The organism is Actinokineospora sp. UV203 (genome assembly GCF_056323665.1).
In genome coordinates this window covers 1,743,623-1,764,973 of sequence record NZ_CM150484.1, presented here as the reverse complement: position 1 = coordinate 1,764,973, position 21,351 = coordinate 1,743,623, and the positions used below count along the sequence as shown (strand labels likewise).

Below are 21,351 nucleotides of genomic sequence, written 5' to 3'. Positions count from 1 at the left end.
CCCGGGCCCGCTTCGGGCGCTTTCCGTTGGGACTCAGCGACTGCGGCCCCCATCCCGACCACGATGAAACGTGACGAACCCAGCTCAGTCTCGTCGGGCCGCGAGCTGCCCCAAAGCCGCCTGAAGCCCGCGAGCACTGGAAAGCGCCGACACCGTCCCACCGGTGAGCTTCGCGATGTCCCGCAACGCGACCCGGTTCTGGTCCGGACCCAACGCGATCACACTGACCACGACCGGCTTCTTGGAGCTGCCGACCGCCTTGATCGCCGCCGTCAACTCAGCCAACGTCATCGAACCGTCGCTCCCGCCGTCAGTGATCACGACGATCTCGTTGCGCTTCCCCGTCACATGTCCGCTGATCGCCGCCCGATAAGCCGCCGCGATGCTCTCGTACAGATGAGTCGCCCCAGTCGGAGCCAGCGTGTCGACGGCCTGATGCAGGCGTGCCCGGGTCTCGCCGATCGGGCCGGTCGCCACCAGTTGCTCGTACGGCTTCGCACGGTCAAGTCCCTGCGAGAACTGCCAAAGCCCCAACGAACCCGACACCGTGTAGTTCGCGTACCCGTGCAACGCTTCCTGCACCCACTGCATCCGCGTCCGTCCGTCGCCGTTGTCCGCGCCCATCGACTTCGACACGTCGACCAGCATGGTCACGATGCGGCCGCCCTCAGCGGCCGCCGCCCACGTGGCGGCGAGTTGCTGGGTGGTTCGCGGGTTCGCCGGGGCGGTGGCGGGTGGCAGGTCCGGCCAGCCGATGCCCAGCGTGCTCGGTGGGCGCTCGTTCGACGCCGTGCGCAGGCCCGCGCGGCCCAGCGACCGCTGTTGGTCCGGTTCGAGGAGGAACTGGCGGAACCGGTCGGCGGCGTTCGCCAAGGCCGCATCGATGCCCGCGAGCCGGACGAAGGGGAAGTCGGCGGTCGGGATCGGGCCGTCGGGCATGACCTCGAACAGGGGGCGCTTCGCCGCCGGCCTGCCGTCGATGGCGAGGTTGCGCCGGTGCAGGTCGACCTCCAGGACCGGCACCGCGCTGAACGGCGCGGTCGTCATCGACTCCGCCTCGCCCAACCTGATGAGGGCCTCGCGGGTCGTCTCCGGGACGCCGGTCGGCTGGCCTGCCGTCAGCTTGCTGATCGCGTCGGCGATCTCCGGGCGTTCGAGGACCTCGTGTGTCAGCGGGCTTTGCTTGCCGACACCGGACAGCACCGCCTGCACCGCCAGCCCCGTGGCGGGGTTCGCGGCGGGCTGCGGCAGCGCGACGATCAGCCTGCCCCAGCCGGACTGGCCGAACCGCGACCAGCCACTCGGGTCCGGGATGAGGGTGGCGACGTCGGCCCAGGTGAACGTCACCGTGTCGGTGAGCGCTTTCGCCGCGGGCTCCGGGGTGGCCAGCACGATCGGGCTGCTCGCGACCGTGTCCGGCGCCGAGCCGAGCAGGGCGTCGTCGACGGCGCTGAGCCGGTCGGTCCAGAACGACGACTCCGGCAGCCAGGCGTGCGGCCGGTCGCCGAGTTCGCGGACGTTCCACTCGCCGGTGAGACCGGCGAGCATCGGACCCGACTCCGTCGCCGCGACCGTGACCTTGACGCAGAAGTCGTCAACCACCGCGCCGGAGGCGTTCCACCGCCCGGCGATCTCACGCAGCGGCTCTTCGACGCTGGGCGCGACGGTGACCTTGAGCGTCGTCGGGCCATGCGGACACTCGCGGCCCCGCTCGGCGGCGCGCTCGTCGGCGACATAGCGCAGCCAGTTGGCGCCCAGCCACAAGGCGATCATGAGCACGACGAGGCCCAGGACGAGAATCGACCGCCGCAGCGCGCTGCGGCGGCCGACCGCACGTTGTCGAGGCATCGCCAACCCTTTCGTGCGCTCGCGGACAGAGATGCTGTCCGTAGTCGGGCGCCCGGCAGAGGCACTCTATTAGGTGAAGTGCGTGCGTCAAGGGCTAACTGTGAGTAGCACTTTCCAGTAGGACGTCGCACAGCGCGATCAGCCTGAGCCGCAAGGGTTCCGCTCGCCGGACGAACTCCGCCTGCGTGCGCGCGTACTCGGCCCGGCCACGCTCGGTTTCGATCCGCACCGGCTCGTAGCCCAGCGGGGACAGGTCGTACGGGCTCGCCCGCATATCCAGCTCACGCACGTCCGAGGCCAGGTCGAAGCAGTCGGCCAGCAGATCCGACGGGGTGTACGGATCGAGCTTGTACGCCCACTTGAACAGGTCCATCGTCGCGTGCAGACAGCCCGGCTGCTCCATCGCGATCTGCCGGTCCCGGCTCGGCTCCAGGGTGTTGAGCGGCCGCGCGGGCTCGGTGAAGAAGCGGAACGCGTCGAAGTGGCTGCACTTGATCGTCTGCGCCTCGACGACCTCGTCGGTGCCCGCCGCGCCGAGCCGCAGCGGCCAGTCGACATGCCGGATCTCCGACTCCGGCTGCCGGTAGACCATCGCCCACTCGTGCAGCCCGAAACAGCCCAGCCGAGGTGGCCGTGACACGGTGGCGGCGAGCAGGTCCCGGATGAACCGGGCGCTGCGCCGCCGCGATTCCGGCAGCGCGGCCAGGTCGACCGTGACACCGGAGTCGGTGGCGGTGTAGGCGGGCCAGCGCAGGTACGCCCGCGCCGACTCGCCCGCCAGGACCACTCCCGCGCCCGGGTGCCACCGTTCCAGGTGCGCGGGCCGGTGCGAGTAGTACGTGAACAGGAAGTCCAGCACCGGGTGCTTCTCGCCGCGCCCGCGCCGCGCCTGGTGCGGCTCGGTCCACGCGCGCATCCGCTCGACATGCGCGTCGCGCCGGGCGTGCCAGTCGGTCTCGTCGAGAAGGATCATCTCAGCCACCGTTGACGATGTGCGTCCCGTCCCGCACGGTGCCCACGTACTCCTCGACGAGGTCCTCCAGCGCGACCACGCCGAGCACCGTGCGGTCCGCGGCGACCGCGGTCGCCAGGTGGCTGTGGGCCCGGCGCAGCGCGCTGAGCGCCTCGTCGACCCGCGAGTCCGCGGGCACCTGCGGCAGCCCACGCACCCGCGACGCGGGCAGCCGGGTCGCCGGGTCGGCGTCGACCTGGTCAAGTACATCCTTGACGTGCACGTAGCCGGTGATCGACCCGTCAGACATGCGCACGGGGAACCGCGAGTAACCGGTCTCGGCGACCGCGCGCTCGATGTCGCCGAGGGTCGGCGGCGACGGCACGGTCTTGAGCTGGTCCAGCGACACCATCACGTCGGCGACGGTCCGCTCCGCCGAGGACAGCGTCTGGGTGAGCCGCCGGTGCTCGGAGTCGTCGAGCAGACCCTCGCGGCGCGACTCCGAGATCAGGTTCGCCAGTTCGTCGCGCGTGTAGGCGGTCTCCATCTCGTCGCGCGGCTCCACCTTGAACTGCTTGAGCACGAACGTCGACGCCACCGTGAACAGCGCCAGCACCGGCCGCACCAGCTTGCAGAACGCGTAGTGCACCGGGACCAGCGCCATCGCCACACCCTCCGGGCCCGCGATGGCCAGGTTCTTCGGCACCATCTCGCCGATCACCGTGTGCAGGGTGACCACGATGCCCAGGGCGATCGCGAAGGCGACGCCGTGCAGGACCGCGGGCGGGATGTCGAGGGAGTGGAACGGGCTCTCCAACAGGCCGGCGATCACCGGTTCGGACAGCGCGCCCAGCCCCAGCGAGCACACCGTGATCCCCAGCTGCGCGCCCGCGATGAGCAGCGGCAGCTGCTGGCCCGCCTCGATCGCCACGGCCGCGCGGTGCTTGCCCTCACGGGCGAGCGCCTCGAGCCGGTCGCGCCGGGCGGTGATGATCGCGAACTCGGCGCCGACGAAGAAACCGTTGCCCAGCAACAGAAGGATGGTCGCCAACAGGGCGAGGATGTCGGTCATGCCTGCACCTCGCGCACCTTGGCGACACGCAGCTCGGCGATGCGGTGGCGATCCATCCGCATCACCGTGATGAGCCAGCCGTCATAGCGCAGCTCGTCGTTCACCGACGGGATCCTTCCAAGGCGGTTGAGGACGAACCCCGCCACCGTTTCGTAGTCGCCGGTGGGCATCCGGAAACCGGTCGCCTCGGCCAGTTCGTCGTCGCGCAGCAGCCCGGACACCATCCAGCTGTCCTTGCCCAGCGGGCGGACCGGGTTGACCTCGCCGCGGTCGTGCTCGTCGCGCACGTCGCCGACGATCTCCTCGATCAGGTCTTCCAGGGTGACCAGCCCGGCGGTGCCGCCGTACTCGTCGACCACGACCGCGACCTGCAGCCCGGAGCCGCGCAGCCGGTCGAGCAGGACGTCGCCGTCGAGCGTCTCCGGCACCGTGGGCACCGGGCGGGCCAGCGAGGCGGCCTTCGTCGTCGCGCGCATCGCGTGCGGGACACCGAAGACCTGCTTGACGTGCACCACGCCGCGGATCTCGTCGAGGTCGCCGCCGTGCACCGGGAATCGCGAAAACCCGGTCGCGCGCGCAAGCGCGATCAAGTCGAGGACAGTGGCGTCCGCGCGCAGCGCCTGCACCTGCACGCGCGGGGTCATCAGCTCGTCGGCCGTGCGCTCGCCGAAGCGCAGCGACCGGCTCAGCAGCACGGCGGTGCCGGTGTCGAGCGTCCCCTTGGCCTCGCTGGAGCGGACCAGGCCGCCCAGCTCATCCGGGGAACGGGCCGACCGCAGCTCCTCCTGGGGCTCGACGCCGAGGCGCCGCACCACCCAGTTCGCCGAGCCGTTGAGGGCGTTGATCAGCCACCGCAGCGCCGCGGAGAACACGGCCTGCGGACCGGCGACGGCGCGCGCGGTCGACAGCGGGCGGGCGATGGCGAGGTTCTTCGGGACCAACTCGCCGAACACCATCGACAGCGATGTCGCCACGATCAGCGCGATCGTGATCGCCACCACGTCGGCCGCGCCCTTGGGCAGGCCGATCAGCGCGAGCAGCGGCTCGATGAGCTGCGCGAGCGCGGGCTCCGCGATGTAGCCGGTGATCAGCGTGGTGATCGTGATGCCCAGCTGCGCGCCGGAGAGCTGGAACGACAGGGTCCGGTGGGCCTTCTGGATGGCCAGCGCGCGCCGGTCGCCGACTTCCGCGGCGTGGTGGTCGACCTGGCTGCGTTCCAGGGTCGTGAGGGAGAACTCGGCGGCGACGAAGAGCGCCGTCCCGAGAGTGAGCGCGAACACGGCCAGCAGGCCGAGGACGCTGATCAGGGGACCGGTCACCGGGAGTCACACCCGGGTACCGGGCCGGTATGGTCGCCGGGACTCTCTCCCGGCCCGCTACTGCGGCCCGGTGATTGTGCTTCACGCACGGGAAACGGTCACTCCTTGAGACATAGAAGCTGCTGGTAGCCCATTCTAGGGAATCCAGATGGGTTTTCGCTCGACAGGCGTCAGGTGGCCCGGCGGTGTCGGCGGACGGTCTCCTCGACGAGGTCGAGGACCGGGTCGAGGTCGTCGGCGGGCAGGCCCATCGCCAGATGGGAGACCAGACCTTCGAGGACGAGTTCGAGGAACGCGGTCAGCACGGTCACGTCGACGTCGTCCCGCAGGTTTCCCGCGTGGCGCTGGCGCAGCAGGCGCTCGCGGGTGGCGATGGTGAGCTGCTCGGAGCGCTCGGCCCAGCGGGCGCGGAACTCCGGATCGGTCCGCAGCCTGCGCGAGACCTCCAGCCGGGTGCCGAGCCAGTCCGCCGGGCTGTCACCGTCGCCCGCCGCGGGGGTCGACTGCAGGTCGCGCATGACCTGGACGAGACCCTGCTGGGCCACCACCTCGGTCATCCGCAGCACGTCGTCCTCGGCCAACGCGAGGAACAGCGACTCTTTGTCGCGGAAGTGGTGGAAGATCGCACCGCGCGACAAGCCGGTAGCCTCTTCAAGGCGGCGCACGGTCGCCCCCTCGTAGCCGTGGCGCGCGAAGCAGGACCGCGCCCCGTCGAGGATCTGACGGCGGCGCGCGTCGAGGTGGTCTTGGCTCACGCGGGGCACCCGACGATCGTGTCAGCCGAACCCCCAGGAAGCAATCCGTACGTACGTATTGGGTATCACTCGCCCTTTCGCTTGCCCCTGTCCGGCCCCGGCATTTGGGATCATGCGCCTGTCGGTGCCCCCGTGTAGCGTCGATTTCACGGCACGGACGAAGGGGTGAGTCCTCTGACCGCAGTATGCGATCCGGAGACCACCGGGCCCGATGGACGACGTTTGCGGGCCCGCGTGGAAGCCGAGGCGTACGTCGCCTCGGTGTGTTTCAAACATGGCCCACCGAATCTGGTGGGAGTCGAGCTGGAGTGGACGGTCCATCACCGTGACGATCCCCGGCGGCGTCTCGACTCCGATCATCTCGCCGCCGCTCTCGGCCCGCACACGCCGACGACGCTAAGACCCGACAGTCCCCATCTCGCGCTTCCGGCGGGATCGCCGCTCTCCTTGGAGCCTGGCGGTCAAGTCGAGATCTCCTCCCTTCCGGCCTCCGATTTCGGGCAGTTGCTCGACGCGGTCATCGCCGACCACCACTATCTCGCCGACCGGCTCGATCAAGCGGGCCTGGTCCTGGGTGCCTGGGGCACCGATCCTTTCCGGACTCCACGTCGAGTCCTCGACACTCCCCGCTACGCGGCCATGGAGCGCGCGTTCGCACCCATCGGGCCCGACGGGATCGCCATGATGTGCGCGACCGCGGGCCTGCAGGTCTGCGTCGACGTCGGCGAGGCCGCCGACACACCGGCCCGCTGGGCGGCGATCACGTCGCTGGGGCCGGTGATGCTCGCGCTGTTCGCGAACTCGCCGCACCTCGCGGGCGAGCTCACCGGCTGGGCCTCGACCAGGGCCCGCAGCGTGTTCGGCACCGACCCGTCGCGCAGCTGCCCGCTCCCGCTGACCGACGACCCGGTGGGCGCGTGGGTCCAGTACGTCCTCGACACCCCGCTGCTCTGCGTGCGAAGACCAGGTCAGAGCTGGGACGCGCCCCCAGGGGTCACCTTCGCCGACTGGATCGCCGGGGCGCTACCCGAACCGCCCACCACGGCCGATCTCGATTACCACATCTCGACGCTGTTCCCGCCGGTCCGCCCGCAGGGCTACTTCGAGGTGCGCTACCTCGACGCCCAGGACGGCGCGGGCTGGATCACCCCGGCGGCCCTCGTGGCCGCGCTGACCGCCGACCCGGCCACCGTCGACGCGGTCGCCGCGGCCTGCGCGCCGGTCGCCGACCGCTGGGTCGTCGCGGCCCGGCACGGACTGGCCGACCCGCCGCTCGCCGCCGCCGCCCGCGCGGTGCTCGACATCGGGCTGCGCGCCGTGGCGGATCTGGGTCTGCTGCCCGATTACGCCCGGCTGGTCACGGGGGACCTGGAACGGCTGACCGACACGACCACCGGGAGGAAGTCGTGACCAGCACGGAAGACATGCGCGGCAAGGTCGCCGACGCGCTGCGCCGATCACGTGAGCGCAGCACCACGCTGACCGAGTCCGTCGACGACGACGACTTGGTCCGCCAGCACTCGAAGCTGATGTCGCCGCTGGTCTGGGACCTCGCGCACATCGGCAACCAGGAAGAGCTCTGGCTGGTGCGCGACGTCGGCGGGCGCGAGCCGGTGCGCGAGGACATCGACCACCTCTACGACGCCTTCCAGCACGCCAGGGCTGACCGGCCGGCGCTGCCGCTCCTCTCGCCCGCCGAGACCCGCGGCTATGTGCGCGAGGTGCGCGAGAAGGTGTTCGACGTTCTTGAGCGCGTTCCGCTCGAAGGCGCGCGGCTCGTCGACCAGGGTTTCGCGTTCGGGATGATCGTGCAGCACGAGCAGCAGCACGACGAGACCATGCTCGCCACCCACCAGCTCCGCGTCGGTGTGCCGGTCCTGCACGCGCCGGACCCGCCCCCCGCGACTCGGCCCGCGCGCCGGGAGGTGCTGGTGCCGGCGGGCGAGTTCACCATGGGCACCTCGACGGAGCCGTGGGCGCTGGACAACGAGCGGCCCGCGTTCCGCCGCAGTGTCGACGCCTTCTTCATCGACACGGTCCCGGTGAGCAACGGCGACTACCTGGCGTTCATCGACGCGGGCGGCTACGACGACGAGCGCTGGTGGAGTGCCGAGGGCTGGACGTTCCGCACGCAGGCCAACCTGGTTGCGCCCCGATTCTGGAAGCGTGCAGGCGACGGCTGGGTGCGCACGCGTTTCGGTGTGGTGGAACGGATCCCGGTCGACGAGCCGGTGGTGCACGTCAGCTTCCACGAGGCCGCCGCGTACGCGAAGTGGGCGGGCAGGCGGCTGCCGACCGAGCCGGAGTGGGAGAAGGCCGCCCGGTTCGACCCGGCCACCGGCCGGTCGCGCCGGTATCCGTGGGGCGATGAGGATCCCGGGCCCGAACACGCCAACCTGGGCCAGCGGCACCTGCGGCCCGCGCCGGTCGGGTCGTACCCGGCGGGCGAGTCGGCGCTGGGCGTGCGTCAGCTCATCGGCGACGTCTGGGAGTGGTGCGACTCCGGTTTCGAGGCCTACCCGGGGTTCGCGGCGTTCCCGTACCGGGAGTACTCCGAGGTGTTCTTCGGCGGCGACTACAAGATGCTGCGCGGCGGGTCGTTCGGCACCGACAAGGCGGCCGTGCGCGGGACGTTCCGCAACTGGGACCACCCGATCCGCAGGCAGATCTTCGCCGGCTTCAGATGCGCCCGCGACGTGCGCCCGGATGAGGCGCGGTAACGCATGTGCCGCCATCTGGGTTACCTAGGCCCTGCCGTGTCCTTGTCCTCCCTGCTGTTCGACCCGCCGCAGGGGTTGTTGAGGCAGACGTTCGCGCCGAAGGACATGCGGCAGGGCGGCACGGTCAACGTCGACGGGTTCGGCGTCGGCTGGCGCACCGACGGCGAGACGGTCCGCTACCGCCGCGCGGTTCCGATGTGGATCGACCACGGCTTCGCCGCCGTCGCGGCGAGCACCCGCAGCGAGGTGGTGCTCGCCGCCGTCCGGTCGGCCACGGTCGGCATGCCGATCTGCGACGACGCTTGCGCGCCCTTCACCGAGGGCCCGTGGCTGTTCAGCCACAACGGGCGGGTCGGCGGGTGGCCGGAGAGCGTGGCCGGGCTCGCCGCCGAACTGCCCACAGTGGACCTGATGACGCTCGACGCGCCCACTGACAGCGCCCTGGTCTGGGCTCTGGTGCGGCACCGACTGCGGGCGGGTGTCGAGCCTGCCGACGCGCTGGCCGAGGTGGCCCGCGCGATCGGCGCGGTGGCGCCGGACTCGCGGCTCAACTTCCTGCTCACCGATGGCCGGACGCTCGTCGCCACCACCTGGTGGCACTCGCTTTCCGTGCTGAAGACCGAAGACAGCGTCGTCCTGGCCTCCGAGCCGTGGGACGACGATCCACAGTGGACGACTTTGGGTGACCACCTGCTGGTCACCGCCACGCTTGACTCGGCCCCGGATGTGCGCGTCACCGAACTGGGGCCGATCGCCGAAACACCGGAGGGGAACGCAGTGACCACGACCGACGCCAGGAACTCCGCTGTCGAAGTACACCTGCCCGAAGACCACGCCGCCCGCTCGCTCGCCGCCGACGTCCGCGCCGGGCTGACCGCGACACCGAAGTCCTTGCCCCCCAAGTGGTTCTACGACACCCGGGGCAGCGAGCTGTTCGAACAGATCACCACGCTGCCCGAGTACTACCCGACCCGCGCGGAACGTGAGATCCTCGCCGCCCGCGCGGGCGAGATCGTCTCGGTGACCGGCGCGCACACTTTGGTGGAGCTGGGCTCGGGCTCCTCGGAGAAGACCCGCCTACTCCTCGACGCCCTGCGTGACGGCGGAACGCTGTCGCAGATCGTCGTGCTGGATGTCTCGGAATCGGCGCTGCGCGAGGCTTCGGCGGCACTGGGGGAGGAGTACCCGGACACGACCGTCAATGGTGTCGTCGGCGACTTCACCGAACACCTGGGTCTGCTTCCCGGCGAGCCCGCGCGGCTGGTCGTGTTCCTCGGCGGCACCATCGGCAATCTCCTCCCCGGTGAGCGCAAGACGTTCCTGGCGTCGATCCGCGAGGTCCTCAAGCCGGGGGAGTGGCTGCTGCTGGGCACCGACCTGGTCAAGGACGAAGCCACGGTCGTCGCCGCCTATGACGACGCCGCGGGGGTGACCGCGGAGTTCAACCGCAACGTCCTCCACGTCCTCAACCGCGAACTGGACGCCGACTTCGACGTGGACTCGTTCGAGCACGTGGCCCTGTGGGACGCCAAGAACGAGTGGATCGAAATGCGCCTGAGGTCGACCAAGGCCCAACGAGCCCACATCACCGCCCTGGACATGACAGTCGACTTCGCCGAAGGCGAAGAACTCCGCACCGAAATCTCCGCAAAATTCCGCCGCGACGGTGTGGCGAAGGAACTCAACGCCGCAGGCTTCACCCAAACCAACTGGTGGACCGACGCCCAGTCCCGCTTCGCCCTCTCCCTAGCCAAAGCCAACTAGTGACATGGCGCCCCTCCGGGGCGCGGCTCGGCCGCCTTGATGGTGACGTTTCGGGGGTTCCGAACGAACACTGCCGACTTCGATGGCGTGTTCGTTCGGAGCCCCCGAAACGTCACCGCGACCTCGCGTGAGCGGAGGGGCGCCATGTCACAGCGTCAGAGGATGCTTTTGCCGATTAGGAGCAGGGCGCTCAGGGCGGCGACGACCAGGACGCCGACACGGAGGCGCGGGCCCTCGACGTGTTTGCGGAGCGGGTTGGAGATCAGGGCGCCGCAAGCGAGGAACGGGGTCAGGTAAGCCGCGGCCACCAGGTGCCGCTGTTCCACATGACCGGCCATGGCGAGCATCGCCAGCGACGAGATCGACGCCACCAGGAAGAACGCGCTCAGCGTCGAGCGGATCGTCGGCCCGGACTGGTTCTGGTACACCAACGCGATCGGCGGCCCGCCGATCGACGCCATGGTGCCGAAAGCGCCCGACGCGGTGCCCGCCACGAGCAGGGCGGGGACGGTCGGACGCGGCTTCCACGTGATCACCGACAGGCCCACGCACACGAGCACGCTCACCCCGATCAGCGCGGTGAAGCCCGCCACCGGCAGCGTCGCCAGGGCGATCAGGCCGAGCCCGTTGCCGGGCAGCCGCCCGACCATCGCCCATCCGACGTTCTTCCACTCGACCGAGCCGTGCTCCCGGAAGATCAGCATCGCCGAGAGCGCGGTCCCGGCGAACAGCACCGGGACGGGCACGAGCATCGGGTCGATCAGCGCCAGGATCGGTCCGGCGATCAGGTTGAGGCCGAAGCCGATCGTGCCCTGCACGGCCGCGCCGACCAGCAAGACCAGGCCCGCGATCAGCAGTCCGACTGTCAAAGGAATCCCCCAGAAATGCGAGAGCGGGAGACATCCGGGGTTGCCGGATGTCCCCCGCTCATCTGCGTTATCAGCTGTTGACCATCTTGCGCAGCACGTACTGCATGATGCCGCCGTTGCGGTAGTAGTCCGCCTCACCGGGGGTGTCGATGCGCACGACGCCGTCGAACTCCACAGTGGACCCGTCGGCCTTCGCCGCGGACACCTTGACGGTGCGCGGGGTCTCGCCGTCGTTGAGCGCGGTGACGCCCGTGATCGCGAACGTCTCGGTGCCGTCGAGGCCCAGCGACGCCGCGGTCTCGCCCTGCGGGAACTGCAGCGGCAGCACGCCCATGCCGATCAGGTTCGACCGGTGGATGCGCTCGAAAGACTCCGTGATGACCGCGCGGACACCGAGCAGCGAAGTGCCCTTGGCCGCCCAGTCGCGCGACGAACCCGAGCCGTACTCCTTGCCCGCCAGGATGACCAGGCCGATCCCCGCCGCCGCGTAGTTCTGCGCCGCGTCGTAGATGAAGGCCTGCTCGCCGCCGGCGGTGAAGTCGCGGGTAAAACCTCCTTGGACCCCTGCGCCGTTGTTCTCGCTGTCCAGCAGCATGTTGCGCAGCCGGATGTTCGCGAACGTGCCGCGGATCATCACCTCGTGGTTGCCGCGCCGCGAACCGTAGGAGTTGAAGTCCCTGCGCTCCACGCCGTGCTCGGTGAGGTACTTGCCCGCGGGGGTGTCAGCCTTGATGGCACCGGCCGGGGAGATGTGGTCGGTGGTGACCGAGTCGCCCAGCAGCGCGAGAACGCGTGCGCCCTCGATGTCGGTGACGGGCGTGGTCTCCATCGTCATGCCCTCGAAGTACGGGGGCTTACGGACGTAGGTGGACTGCGGGTCCCACTCGAAGGTCTTGCCGGTCGGCGTCGGCAGCGACTGCCAGCGCTCATCGCCCGCGAAGACGTCCTTGTAGCTGTTGGCGAAGCTCTCCGCCGACATCGCCGAGGCGATGGTGTCGGAGATCTCCTGCGGCGTCGGCCAGATGTCGGCGAGGTGCACCGGCTGACCGTCGGACCCGATGCCCAGCGGCTCGGTGGTGATGTCGATGTCCATCGACCCGGCCAGCGCGTACGCCACCACCAGCGGCGGGGACGCGAGGTAGTTCATCTTGATGTCCGGGTTGATCCGGCCCTCGAAGTTGCGGTTGCCCGAGAGCACCGACACGACGGCGAGGTCGGACTCCTGCACACCCGCGGAGATCTCGTCCTGCAGCGGGCCGGAGTTGCCGATGCAGGTGGTGCAGCCGTAGCCGACCAGGTTGAAGCCGAGCTTGTCCAGGTACGGGGTGAGACCCGCGCGGTCGTAGTAGTCCATGACGACCTTGGACCCCGGCGCCAGCGTGGTCTTGACCCACGGCTTGCGGTTGAGGCCGCGCTCGACGGCCTTCTTCGCCAGCAGCGCCGCGCCGATCATGACCGACGGGTTCGACGTGTTGGTGCACGAGGTGATCGCGGCGATGGCCACCGCGCCGTGGTCGAGTTCGAAGGTCTGGCCGTCGAGGGTGACCGTGGTCGGCTTCGAGACCCGGCCCTCGGCGTTCGCGGCGGCCGAGTGCGAGTCGAACGGCTTGCCCGAGGACCCGTTGCCGCGCGCGGCGAACGCGGGGGCGTCGCTGGCCGGGAAGGACTCCTCCGACGCCTCGTCCACAGTGGACGTGGTGTCCATGGCGGGGGCGTAGGCGCCCAGCGCGGCGCGGAAGGCGGCCTTCGCGTCGGTGAGCTGGATGCGGTCCTGCGGGCGCTTCGGGCCGGCGATCGACGGGACGATCGTGGCCAGGTCCAGCTCGAGGGTCTCCGAGAAGACCGGCTCGATGGACGGGTCATGCCAGAGGCCCTGCTCCTTGGCGTACGCCTCGACCAGTGCGACCTGGTCGGCGGAGCGGCCGGTGAAGCGCAGGTACTCGATGGTCTCCGCGTCGATCGGGAACATCGCCGCGGTGGAGCCGAACTCCGGGCTCATGTTGCCGATGGTGGCGCGGTTGGCCAGCGGGACGGCCGAGACACCGGAGCCGTAGAACTCGACGAACTTGCCGACGACGCCCTGCTTGCGCAGCATCTCGGTGATCGTGAGGACCAGGTCGGTGGCGGTGGCGCCCGCGGGCAGCTCGCCGTGCAGCTTGAAGCCGACCACGCGCGGGATCAGCATGGAGACCGGCTGGCCGAGCATCGCGGCCTCGGCCTCGATGCCGCCGACGCCCCAGCCCAGCACGCCCAGGCCGTTGACCATGGTGGTGTGCGAGTCGGTGCCGACCAAGGTGTCCGGGTAGGCCTGCCCGTTTCGGGTCATCACAACGCGCGCGAGGTGCTCGATGTTGACCTGGTGGACGATGCCGGTGCCCGGGGGGACGACCTTGAACTCGTCGAACGCGGTCTGGCCCCAGCGCAGGAACTGGTAGCGCTCCTTGTTGCGCTGGTACTCCAGGTCGACGTTGGTCTCGAAGGCGTCCGGGCGGCCGAAGATGTCGGCGATCACCGAGTGGTCGATGACCAGTTCGGCCGGGGCCAGCGGGTTGACCTTGGTCGGGTCGCCGCCCAGCGTGGTGACGGCCTCACGCATGGTGGCGAGGTCGACGACGCAGGGGACGCCGGTGAAGTCCTGCATGACCACGCGGCCCGGCGTGAACTGGATCTCCGTCGACGGCTCGGCCGCCGGGTCCCAGTTCGCCAGGGCGCGCACGTGGTCGGCGGTGATGTTCGCGCCGTCCTCGGTGCGGAGCAGATTCTCCAGCAGGATCTTGAGGCTGTAGGGCAGGCGCTCGGAACCCTCCACCGCGTCCAGCCGGAACACCTCGTATGAGGCGTCACCGACGTTCAGCGTGGCACGGGCGCCGAAGCTGTCCTTGCTAGCAGTAGTCACGTCCAACTCCAGTGGCGGCGCAAGTCAGTCAGTTCAGGTAGTCGAGCCCTGAGTCTCGCGCACCTGGTTGAGGCGCGCATCGACAGGCTCACGAAGTAAACAGTACGCTTGTCCTGTAAGCGATTTCAAGTGGGGGCAGATGTGATCCATCACGTGCTGGTCCGCCTCCCCGGAATTTCAAGTGTTGGTCGCCACCAGCGAAATCTGACGGTCTGGCGGTCACCGTGGTCGGCTGCCGTCCCGGTCTCCTAAGGCTGCGGTTGTCGGTCGCGCGGGTCGCCGTGCCGGTGTGGCGGAATCGGGCGCGAGTGTCCGCTGGGCGGACCCGGTGGAGATTCCCGGCAGACGCCGATTTCACACCGATGATCCGGTCGGCAACCGGCTGGAGTTCCTAGAAGACTGAGCGGCATGGACGCGGTGGTGGTGGGGGCGGGACCGAACGGGCTGGCGGCGGCGCTGGTGTTGGCCAAGGCCGGACTGTCGGTGCGGGTGCACGAGGCGGCGCCGACCATCGGCGGTGGGTGCCGGACGGCTGAGCTGACCGTGCCCGGCCTCCGGCACGACGTGTGCGCCCACGCCCACCCGATGGGTCTGGCCTCGCCGTTCTTCCGCGCTTTCGACCTGGCGGCCCACGGTGTGGAGCTGGTGGCCCCGGAGCTGTCCTACGCCCACCCCCTCGACGGCGGCCGCGCGGGCCTGGCCTGGCGTGACTTGGATCGGACGGCCGAGGGTCTGGGTCGCGACGGACCGGCCTGGCGGCGACTGCTGGGGCCGCTGGTGCGGGACTGGCCGGGCCTGGTCGACCTCGCCATGTCGGACTTCCGGTCGGTGCCCCGCGCCCTCCGGTTCCCACTGCGGGTCTTGGAGCAGGCTTCCCCGTTGTGGGGTGCGCGATTCCGCGAGGAGGTCGCGCCCGCCCTCCTGACCGGCGTGAGCGCCCACGCTGTGACACCCCCGCGAGCCCTCGCACCCGCCGGCGCGGGACTGCTGCTCGCCACCCTCGGCCACGCGGTCGGCTGGCCCATCGCCCGCGGCGGCAGTCAGTCCATTGTGGATGCGCTGGCGGCGGAGTTGGTCAGGTTGGGCGGGAAGATCGAGACCGACAGCCGAATCGACTCGCTTTCACAGATCCGCGCGCACGCCGTTCTGCTCGACGTCAGTCCTGCGGCTCTGGCAGGCATGGCCGAACTCCCCGCACGGTACCTGCGCTGGCTGCGCGCGTTCCGTTATGGCGGGGGAGTGTGCAAGGTGGACTTCGCGCTGTCCGGCCCGGTGCCCTGGACGGTTCCCGACCTTGCGCTTGCCGGAACGCTGCACGTGGTCGGCGACCGGGCGGAGGCGGTCGCGGCGGAAGAGGAGGTCGCGTCCGGTCGGCACCCCTCTCGGCCGTATGTGCTGGTGGGCCAGCCTGATGTGGTTCGGGCGCCCAACGGGCTCCATACACTGTGGTCGTACGCGCATGTGCCCAACGGGTCCACTGTGGACGTCGGCGAACGGGTGACAGCTCAGATCGAACGGTTCGCGCCTGGGTTTCGGGACCTTGTGGTCGAGCGTGCGGTGGTGACGGCTGTGGAGATGGGGCAGTACAACGCGAACTATGTCGGTGGGGACATCGGCGCTGGTGCGCTTTCGGTGCGGCAGACGGTGTTTCGGCCGGTGCCGAGGTGGGATCCTTATCGGACTCCGATACCTGGTGTGTATCTGTGCTCGGCTTCGACGCCGCCGGGGCCTGGGGTGCATGGGATGTGTGGGGTGCACGCGGCTGGACGCGTTTTGCGGCAGCGGTTCGGCATCAAGGCGGATCCGCTGGATTTGATCCGGAGCTGAACGCTCTCAGCCGTGGCGCCCAAGGGAAGTTGGGCCCAAGGGAAGTGGTGGGCCAGGACGAGGGGCAAGGGCGGGGCGAAGAGCCGTCCCTTGAGGTTCGCTCGTCCGGGGGTGGGGAGTGTGGGTGGCCGGGTGGGTGGGCGAAATGGAAGAGGCCCCGCCGTGGCGGAGCCTCTCCCATGTCTTGTCTAGCGCTTGGTTCCTACCGCTGTCTTACTTGAGCATCTTGATGAGGGCCTTGACGTCGCCGGGCTCCAGGCTCTTCAGGGCGGTGACCTGGATGTCGGTCAGCGACCGGATGGGGCTGACGTACCACTTGCCGTCCACCTGGGTGGTGACGACGCCGGTGTTGGCGATCATGCCCTTGACCAGGTTGGTCAGCGCCTTCTTGGCGTCCGGCTTCATTCGCTTGCCGCCGATCTCGGCTGCCGCGTCGTCGGCGCAGAACTTCTTGCGTTCGCCCTGGGCCTCGGCCGAGTAGCACTCGCCGTCCTTGGTGACGCTGACCTTTTCGCCGTCCATCTCCGCCTCGAACTCCTTGAGGAGGACCTTCGTGGCGCCCTCGACCTCAGTGGTCTCGGTCTCCAGCTTGGTGATCTTGGCCCCGGTCGGTTCAGCGCCGTCCTTCTTGGCCATCTCGACCAGCATCGGGCCCAGGTCGTGGATCACTGCCATCTCGTCCGGCGGGAGGAGCTCGATGACTCGCTCCAGGTTCGCGTCCAGGCCCGCTTCGGCCATCTCGCGGACGGCCTGGTTGGGGGAGTCGGCACCCTTGGCGGCGATGGGGGTCCTCGGCCACGAGTTCTCGGACTCCTGCAGCGCGTAGTCCGCGATCGTGTAGAACAGGCTCGGGTACCACTCGCCGTCGACGTTCACGGTGGCGATGCGGATGGCCTTGCCGTCGTTGTCCTTGACGATCTCCGCGATGTCGACCGTCTCGGTCTGCGGCTTGGCGTCCATGCCGCGCGGGAACGCGGCCTCGATGAACTCCTCGGTCAGCGGCAGCTTGCTCGCATCCGAGCTGATGGTGACCTTGCCCGCGACCAGCTTGGTGATGGTCAGGTGGTCGTTGACCTTCTCCGCGCCCTGCTCGTCGAACTGCAGGCCCTCAGTCTTGAGCTCGAAGCCCTGCAGCTTGTTCGGGTCGGCGTCGGCCTTGTAGACCTCGAGGCGCTGCAGCTCCTTGGTGGTCTCGGAGTTCAGCGTGGTCATCAGGTCGCGCTCGGCGGGCGCCAAGCCCGTGAGCAGACCCGCGACGTCACCCTGGCCGAGGGCGTTGACCAGGCTGGTCGCCGCCGCCGTCGGGCTCTGTGCGCCCGCGGGGGCGCTGCCCCGGTTGAGGGCCCACACCGTGACACCGACGCCCGCGGCGACCGCGATGACGGCTGCCACGACACCGATGATCAGGCCCTTGCGCTTCTTGGGCTGCTCCGGCGCCGGGTAGCCGTAGGCGCCGAATTGCTGCTGGCCGTACGGGTCGCCCTGCGGCTGGCCGTACGGCTGCTCGACCGGCTGGCCGTACTGCTGCGTGGGCTGCGGCCCGGTCTGCGGGTAGCCCTGGGCTTGCTGCGGCCCGGTCTGCGGGTACCCCTGCTGCGGGTAGCCCCCCTGCTGCGGGTATCCGGGCTGGCCGCCCTGCTGGGGGTGACCGCCCTGCTGCGGGTACCCAGGCTGGCCGCCCGGCTGCTGATATGGGTCGTTCGGCTGCCCCTGGCCGCCTGAACCTGGATAGGTCACGGTTCCCCTCCTGCGATCCTGCTTGCGCTCTTGCGCCGGCTTACGAAGATGCCCACGGCCCCGATGAGAGCCACCAACGAGCCGATCAACGTGACTGTCGGTCCGGTGCCCGCAATGCCGAGCGAGCTTTCCTCGCCACCGCTTTCGACGGTGGCGACACCCGAAATGGTTCCAGTGAATATCGTCAGAACCACGCAGATCGTTGCGCTCGTCCGGTACAAGCCGAACGTGTATGCGACAACGCTCAGCGTCACCACCGGGACCAGGCCGAACCAGACGTAGAGCAGCATCTCCAGCACGTCGCCGCGCAGGAAGCCGAGGGTCTGGATCACGCCGATGAGCTGGAAGCTGTCGCGCAGCACCGCGCCGGACCGGAACCAGGGAAGAAACATGCCCGCGACGACCGCCACGAGTCCCGCGGCGGCGATCACGGCGGTCGCCGCCCCCCGAGCGCGAGCTGATCCCTGAGTCACGGCGACATCGTCGCAGCACCGGGCACAGGCAGTCACATCGGGCTCAGCTCCGATTCACTCACTGTGCCTAGCGTCGGCACCCAGGTGGAGCAGCGCGCATACACCCTACGTGTCGCAGGAGGCCCAAGTTGTCCAGGGTGGTGAAGTTTTCCCTGTTACGACTGGTGCGATTGTGGTCCTAATGGCACAGTCGACGTGGGTCGGTCCGTTTTCCGCTGATGTCGGCGGGCGCGGCAGCCGGTCCGTCCGAAGTGGACGGGGGGAGCCGTCCGCACAGGGAGATGGGAAACCATGGGGAAACGACGCGGTAGCAGAGCGTTCATGATCGCGACGTCGCTCACGTTGGTGATCAGCATGGCGGTCCCGGCGACAGCGGTCGCGGTGCCCCCACCCCCGCCGAATCCGAGCGATTCGGACCTCTCAGCGGGCCGCACCGAGGCCAAGGCCAAAGCGGGCAAGGTCGGCGAGCTGACGAACCAGCTCGCCAAGGCCGAGGCCCGGCTGATGGAGCTGCAGGCCGAGGTCGAAGCCAAGATGGAGGACGCCAACAAGGCCCTCGTCGACCTCGAGACCGCCGAAGACCTCGCCGCCAAGGCAAAGGCCGACGCCGAGGCCGCCAAGCGCGAGTCCGACGGTGCGAGTCAGTCCATCGAGAACGCCCGCAAGCAGCTAGACGAGTTCGCCGCGGGCAGCTATAAGCAGGGCACGACCGTCGGCTCGATGTCGGCGTACATGGGGGCCAAGAGCCCGGAAGACCTGCTCGCCCGCGCGCAGCTGCTCAACGCCGTCAGCGGCAGCGAACTGGACGCGCTGGAGTCGATGGAGCGGGCCCGCGCGGTCAAGGCCAACAAGGACTCACTGGCCCGCGCCGCCCTCGACGAAGCCACCAAGCGCCAGGCCGAGGCCGAACAGGCCAAACGCAACGCCGACGCCGCCACCGCCTCGGCCCAGCAGGCCCAGCGCGACCAGGCCGGGAAGTCCAAGGAACTCGAAGCCGCCCGCGCGGACTACGAACGCCAGCTCAACGACGCCCAGGCCAAAGTCGGCGGCCTGGAGAACCAGCGCAAGCGCTACCAGGACTGGCTCGCCGCCAAGCAGCGCGAGGACGCCGCCAAGGCGGCCGCCGCGCAGAACGCCCCTTCGCCGGGCCCGCGCCCGACGGTCAACCGCCCGGCGACGGGCAACGCCGTCCGGGTCGTGATCGACCGGGCCCTGTCGCAGCTGGGCGTGCAGTACGCCTGGGGCGGCGGCAACGGCAGCGGCCCCACCCGCGGCATCCGCGACGGCGGCGTCGCCGACTCGTTCGGCGACTTCAACAAGGTCGGGTTCGACTGCTCGGGGCTGATGATCTACGCCTTCGCCGGCGTCGGCATCCGGTTGCCGCACTACAGCGGCTACCAGGCGGCCACGGGCCGCCGCGTCCCGCTGAACCAGATGGCCCCCGGCGACATGCTCTTCTGGGCCACCGGCGGCCGCATCCACCACGTGGCGATGTACATCGGCAACGGCCAGATGGTCGAGGCGCCGTACTCGGGCTCCAGGGTCCGCATCGCCCCGGTCCGATACGGCGGCATCGTCCCTTACGCGACCAGGCTGCTCTGACTCGCCTTGTGGTGAGATGAGCGGGTGCGTGTCCTGTCGTGTCCCGAAGCGGAGACGCCGCCCGAGTTTCGTGACCAGGTCTTGCGAATGCGGCATCAGGCATGGCCTGGCGGCCGGACTTCGCTGACGCACGACCCGGCGCTGCGGCCGGTGTCGATGCTGCTGGTGGACACCGACGAGGTGGTCGCCGCCCTGGACATCCTCGCCAAGGAGATCGTCCACGCGGGACAGACCTATTCCGCTGCCGGGCTGAGCACTGTCGTCACCCGGCAGGATATTCGCGGTCGCGGGCACGGTCGCCTGCTCGTGTCGGCGGCGCACGACGCCATCGCGGAGCGCGGCTTCGATGTCGGGCTCTTCACCTGCGACCGTCCACTGCGAAGCTTCTACGAGAGCGCCGGATGGCGGTCGCTGCCGGGCACGGTGCTCATCGGCGGAACGGCCGAGGCGCCGTTCGCCAGTGACCGGCCCGGATTCGACAAGGTCACGATGGCGGACTTCTTCTCCGAAGCGGCGAAGCGGAACCAGTCGGCGTTCCACGGTGCCCGCGTGGACCTGCATTCCGGGGAGATCGACAAACTGTGGTGACGGCCCCTGGTGTCCAGTATGGACACCAGGGGCCGCTACCGGCTAGAACACCGAGACGCCGTACTTGCTCAGGGCTTCGGTGACCGGCTGGTAGAACGTGGTCCCGCCGGTGCGGCAGTTGCCGCTGCCGCCCGAGGTCAGGCCGAGGGCGATCGAGCCGTCGTACAGCGGGCCGCCGCTGTCGCCCGGTTCGGCGCACACGTTGGTCTGGATCATGCCCCGGACGGTGCCTCCGCCGGAGTAGTGGACGGTGACGTCGAGGCCGGTCACCGTGCCGCTGCGGGTGCCGGTGGTGCTGCCGCGGCGGCTGACCGACTCGCCGATGTAGGCGTTGGCCGCCGACGTGATGTCCTGTCCGCCAACGGAACCGGAGACCGTGACGGAGGAGTTGGTGTACTTCACGATGCCGTAGTCGTTGCCCGGGAAGCTGGATCCGGTGCGGTCACCAAGTTTGGTCGTGTGGCTCGAGTTCGCGAACCACTCCGACGCCGAGTCCGTGCAGTGCCCGGCGGTGAGGAAGTAGTACGTGCTGCCGCTGCGGACGTTGAACCCGAGCGAGCAGCGGTACCCGCCGCCGTAGATGGCGTCGCCGCCGGTGGTGAGCGGGGCGAACGTGCCCGCCGTCCGCTCGACCCTGGCCGCGCCGCCGGAGCCGGCCGCCATGGCCACTAATCGCCCGAAGTCCGCTTGACGCACGGAACCGTCGGCGGTGATCACGACCTGGTTGGTCGCCGGGTCCACCGCCCATGCCGTGCCGGGCGTGCCGTTGTCGAGCCGGGTCTTGAGTTCTTCGAGCTGCTGCACACTGCGCGACGCGGCCAGGTCGGTGGCCGCGGCCGTGCCGGGGACGACGCCCGCGACCGCGAGGGCCGCCGCGGTGACGACCAAGGTGTGTCGAATGGTGGTTCTCATTGTTCCGCCCTTCAGCA

The 21,351-nt window shown here is 69.7% G+C and carries 16 protein-coding genes and 1 pseudogene; 7 read left to right on the top strand and 10 right to left on the bottom strand.

Annotated features, from left to right (window positions below; genetic code table 11):
• Positions 1–84: 84 nt before the first annotated feature.
• The 5 genes from ACUZ2Y_RS07925 to ACUZ2Y_RS07905 all read right to left on the bottom strand — a co-directional run bounded on the left by ACUZ2Y_RS07925 (position 85) and on the right by ACUZ2Y_RS07905 (position 5,955).
• Positions 85–1,848 carry a vWA domain-containing protein gene (locus tag ACUZ2Y_RS07925; protein ID WP_476328417.1) on the bottom strand — a complete coding sequence of 588 codons (1,764 nt, stop codon included), beginning with the start codon at positions 1,846–1,848 and terminating at the stop codon, positions 85–87.
• A 94-nt stretch (positions 1,849–1,942) separates the two neighbouring features.
• Positions 1,943–2,821, bottom strand: a complete 879-nt coding sequence (locus ACUZ2Y_RS07920) for a 3-methyladenine DNA glycosylase (RefSeq protein WP_476328415.1) — start codon at positions 2,819–2,821, stop codon at positions 1,943–1,945.
• A 1-nt stretch (position 2,822) separates the two neighbouring features.
• Positions 2,823–3,872 (bottom strand): hemolysin family protein, encoded by a 1,050-nt coding sequence (locus ACUZ2Y_RS07915; protein WP_476328413.1) that lies wholly within the window; start codon positions 3,870–3,872, stop codon positions 2,823–2,825.
• Complete coding sequence (locus ACUZ2Y_RS07910) at positions 3,869–5,191, bottom strand: hemolysin family protein (RefSeq protein WP_476328411.1); 1,323 nt, start codon at positions 5,189–5,191, stop codon at positions 3,869–3,871. Before ACUZ2Y_RS07910 ends, ACUZ2Y_RS07915 begins: the two co-directional genes overlap by 4 nt.
• Positions 5,192–5,361: 170 nt before the next feature.
• A complete protein-coding gene (locus ACUZ2Y_RS07905; RefSeq protein ID WP_476328409.1) occupies positions 5,362–5,955 on the bottom strand; it encodes a TetR/AcrR family transcriptional regulator in 594 nt (197 codons plus the stop codon).
• Between the two features lie 165 nt (positions 5,956–6,120).
• On the opposite strand from ACUZ2Y_RS07905, the gene egtA reads away from it, so the two are divergent.
• From egtA to egtD, 4 genes and pseudogenes are all read left to right on the top strand, one after another.
• Positions 6,121–7,356, top strand: coding sequence for an ergothioneine biosynthesis glutamate--cysteine ligase EgtA (egtA, locus tag ACUZ2Y_RS07900; RefSeq protein WP_476331663.1), 1,236 nt, complete (start codon positions 6,121–6,123; stop codon positions 7,354–7,356).
• Positions 7,357–7,370: 14 nt separating this feature from the next.
• Entirely contained in the window at positions 7,371–8,666 is a 1,296-nt protein-coding gene (gene egtB, locus ACUZ2Y_RS07895; protein ID WP_476331660.1) for an ergothioneine biosynthesis protein EgtB, read from the top strand.
• Positions 8,667–8,669: 3 nt separating this feature from the next.
• Positions 8,670–9,389, top strand: a pseudogene (gene egtC, locus ACUZ2Y_RS07890) (ergothioneine biosynthesis protein EgtC); the annotation flags it as partial.
• 96 nt (positions 9,390–9,485) lie between these two features.
• Positions 9,486–10,430, top strand: a complete 945-nt coding sequence (gene egtD, locus ACUZ2Y_RS07885; protein ID WP_476331657.1) for an L-histidine N(alpha)-methyltransferase — start codon at positions 9,486–9,488, stop codon at positions 10,428–10,430.
• 155 nt (positions 10,431–10,585) lie between these two features.
• Here egtD and ACUZ2Y_RS07880 read toward each other — a convergent pair whose 3' ends face one another.
• On the bottom strand, positions 10,586–11,299 hold the full coding sequence (locus ACUZ2Y_RS07880; RefSeq protein ID WP_476328407.1) for a TSUP family transporter: 714 nt from the start codon (positions 11,297–11,299) through the stop codon (positions 10,586–10,588).
• A gap of 70 nt (positions 11,300–11,369) precedes the next feature.
• Positions 11,370–14,195 (bottom strand): aconitate hydratase, encoded by a 2,826-nt coding sequence (locus ACUZ2Y_RS07875; RefSeq protein WP_476328405.1) that lies wholly within the window; start codon positions 14,193–14,195, stop codon positions 11,370–11,372.
• Positions 14,196–14,603: 408 nt separating this feature from the next.
• Here ACUZ2Y_RS07875 and ACUZ2Y_RS07870 point away from each other — a divergent pair, with 408 nt between their 5' ends.
• Positions 14,604–16,022 (top strand): phytoene desaturase family protein, encoded by a 1,419-nt coding sequence (locus ACUZ2Y_RS07870; RefSeq protein ID WP_476328403.1) that lies wholly within the window; start codon positions 14,604–14,606, stop codon positions 16,020–16,022.
• A gap of 213 nt (positions 16,023–16,235) precedes the next feature.
• Here ACUZ2Y_RS07870 and ACUZ2Y_RS07865 read toward each other — a convergent pair whose 3' ends face one another.
• On the bottom strand, positions 16,236–17,759 hold the full coding sequence (locus ACUZ2Y_RS07865) for a flagellar basal body protein FliL (protein WP_476328401.1): 1,524 nt from the start codon (positions 17,757–17,759) through the stop codon (positions 16,236–16,238).
• Positions 17,756–18,190, bottom strand: a complete 435-nt coding sequence (locus ACUZ2Y_RS07860; RefSeq protein WP_476328399.1) for a hypothetical protein — start codon at positions 18,188–18,190, stop codon at positions 17,756–17,758. Before ACUZ2Y_RS07860 ends, ACUZ2Y_RS07865 begins: the two co-directional genes overlap by 4 nt.
• Positions 18,191–18,553: 363 nt before the next feature.
• Between ACUZ2Y_RS07860 and ACUZ2Y_RS07855 the strand changes: the two genes are divergently transcribed.
• Positions 18,554–19,834, top strand: a complete 1,281-nt coding sequence (locus tag ACUZ2Y_RS07855) for an NlpC/P60 family protein (RefSeq protein ID WP_476328397.1) — start codon at positions 18,554–18,556, stop codon at positions 19,832–19,834.
• Between the two features lie 87 nt (positions 19,835–19,921).
• Entirely contained in the window at positions 19,922–20,422 is a 501-nt protein-coding gene (locus tag ACUZ2Y_RS07850; RefSeq protein ID WP_476328395.1) for a GNAT family N-acetyltransferase, read from the top strand.
• Positions 20,423–20,464: 42 nt separating this feature from the next.
• Here the strand turns inward: ACUZ2Y_RS07850 and ACUZ2Y_RS07845 are convergent, their stop codons facing one another.
• The gene (locus ACUZ2Y_RS07845; RefSeq protein ID WP_476328393.1) at positions 20,465–21,334 is read right to left on the bottom strand and encodes a S1 family peptidase; all 870 of its coding nucleotides are present in this window, start codon (positions 21,332–21,334) and stop codon (positions 20,465–20,467) included.
• Between the last annotated feature and the right edge of the window lie 17 nt (positions 21,335–21,351).

What these genes read in the sequence shown, in the direction of transcription:
- ACUZ2Y_RS07925 (WP_476328417.1), bottom strand. Translation starts at nt 1,848, where the DNA reads ATGCCTCGACAACGTGCGGTCGGCCGCCGCAGCGCGCTGCGGCGGTCG.
- ACUZ2Y_RS07920 (WP_476328415.1), bottom strand. Translation starts at nt 2,821, where the DNA reads ATGATCCTTCTCGACGAGACCGACTGGCACGCCCGGCGCGACGCGCAT.
- ACUZ2Y_RS07915 (WP_476328413.1), bottom strand. Translation starts at nt 3,872, where the DNA reads ATGACCGACATCCTCGCCCTGTTGGCGACCATCCTTCTGTTGCTGGGC.
- egtB (WP_476331660.1), top strand. Translation starts at nt 7,371, where the DNA reads ATGCGCGGCAAGGTCGCCGACGCGCTGCGCCGATCACGTGAGCGCAGC.
- ACUZ2Y_RS07870 (WP_476328403.1), top strand. Translation starts at nt 14,604, where the DNA reads ATGGACGCGGTGGTGGTGGGGGCGGGACCGAACGGGCTGGCGGCGGCG.
- ACUZ2Y_RS07855 (WP_476328397.1), top strand. Translation starts at nt 18,554, where the DNA reads ATGATCGCGACGTCGCTCACGTTGGTGATCAGCATGGCGGTCCCGGCG.
- ACUZ2Y_RS07850 (WP_476328395.1), top strand. Translation starts at nt 19,922, where the DNA reads ATGCGGCATCAGGCATGGCCTGGCGGCCGGACTTCGCTGACGCACGAC.
- ACUZ2Y_RS07845 (WP_476328393.1), bottom strand. Translation starts at nt 21,334, where the DNA reads ATGAGAACCACCATTCGACACACCTTGGTCGTCACCGCGGCGGCCCTC.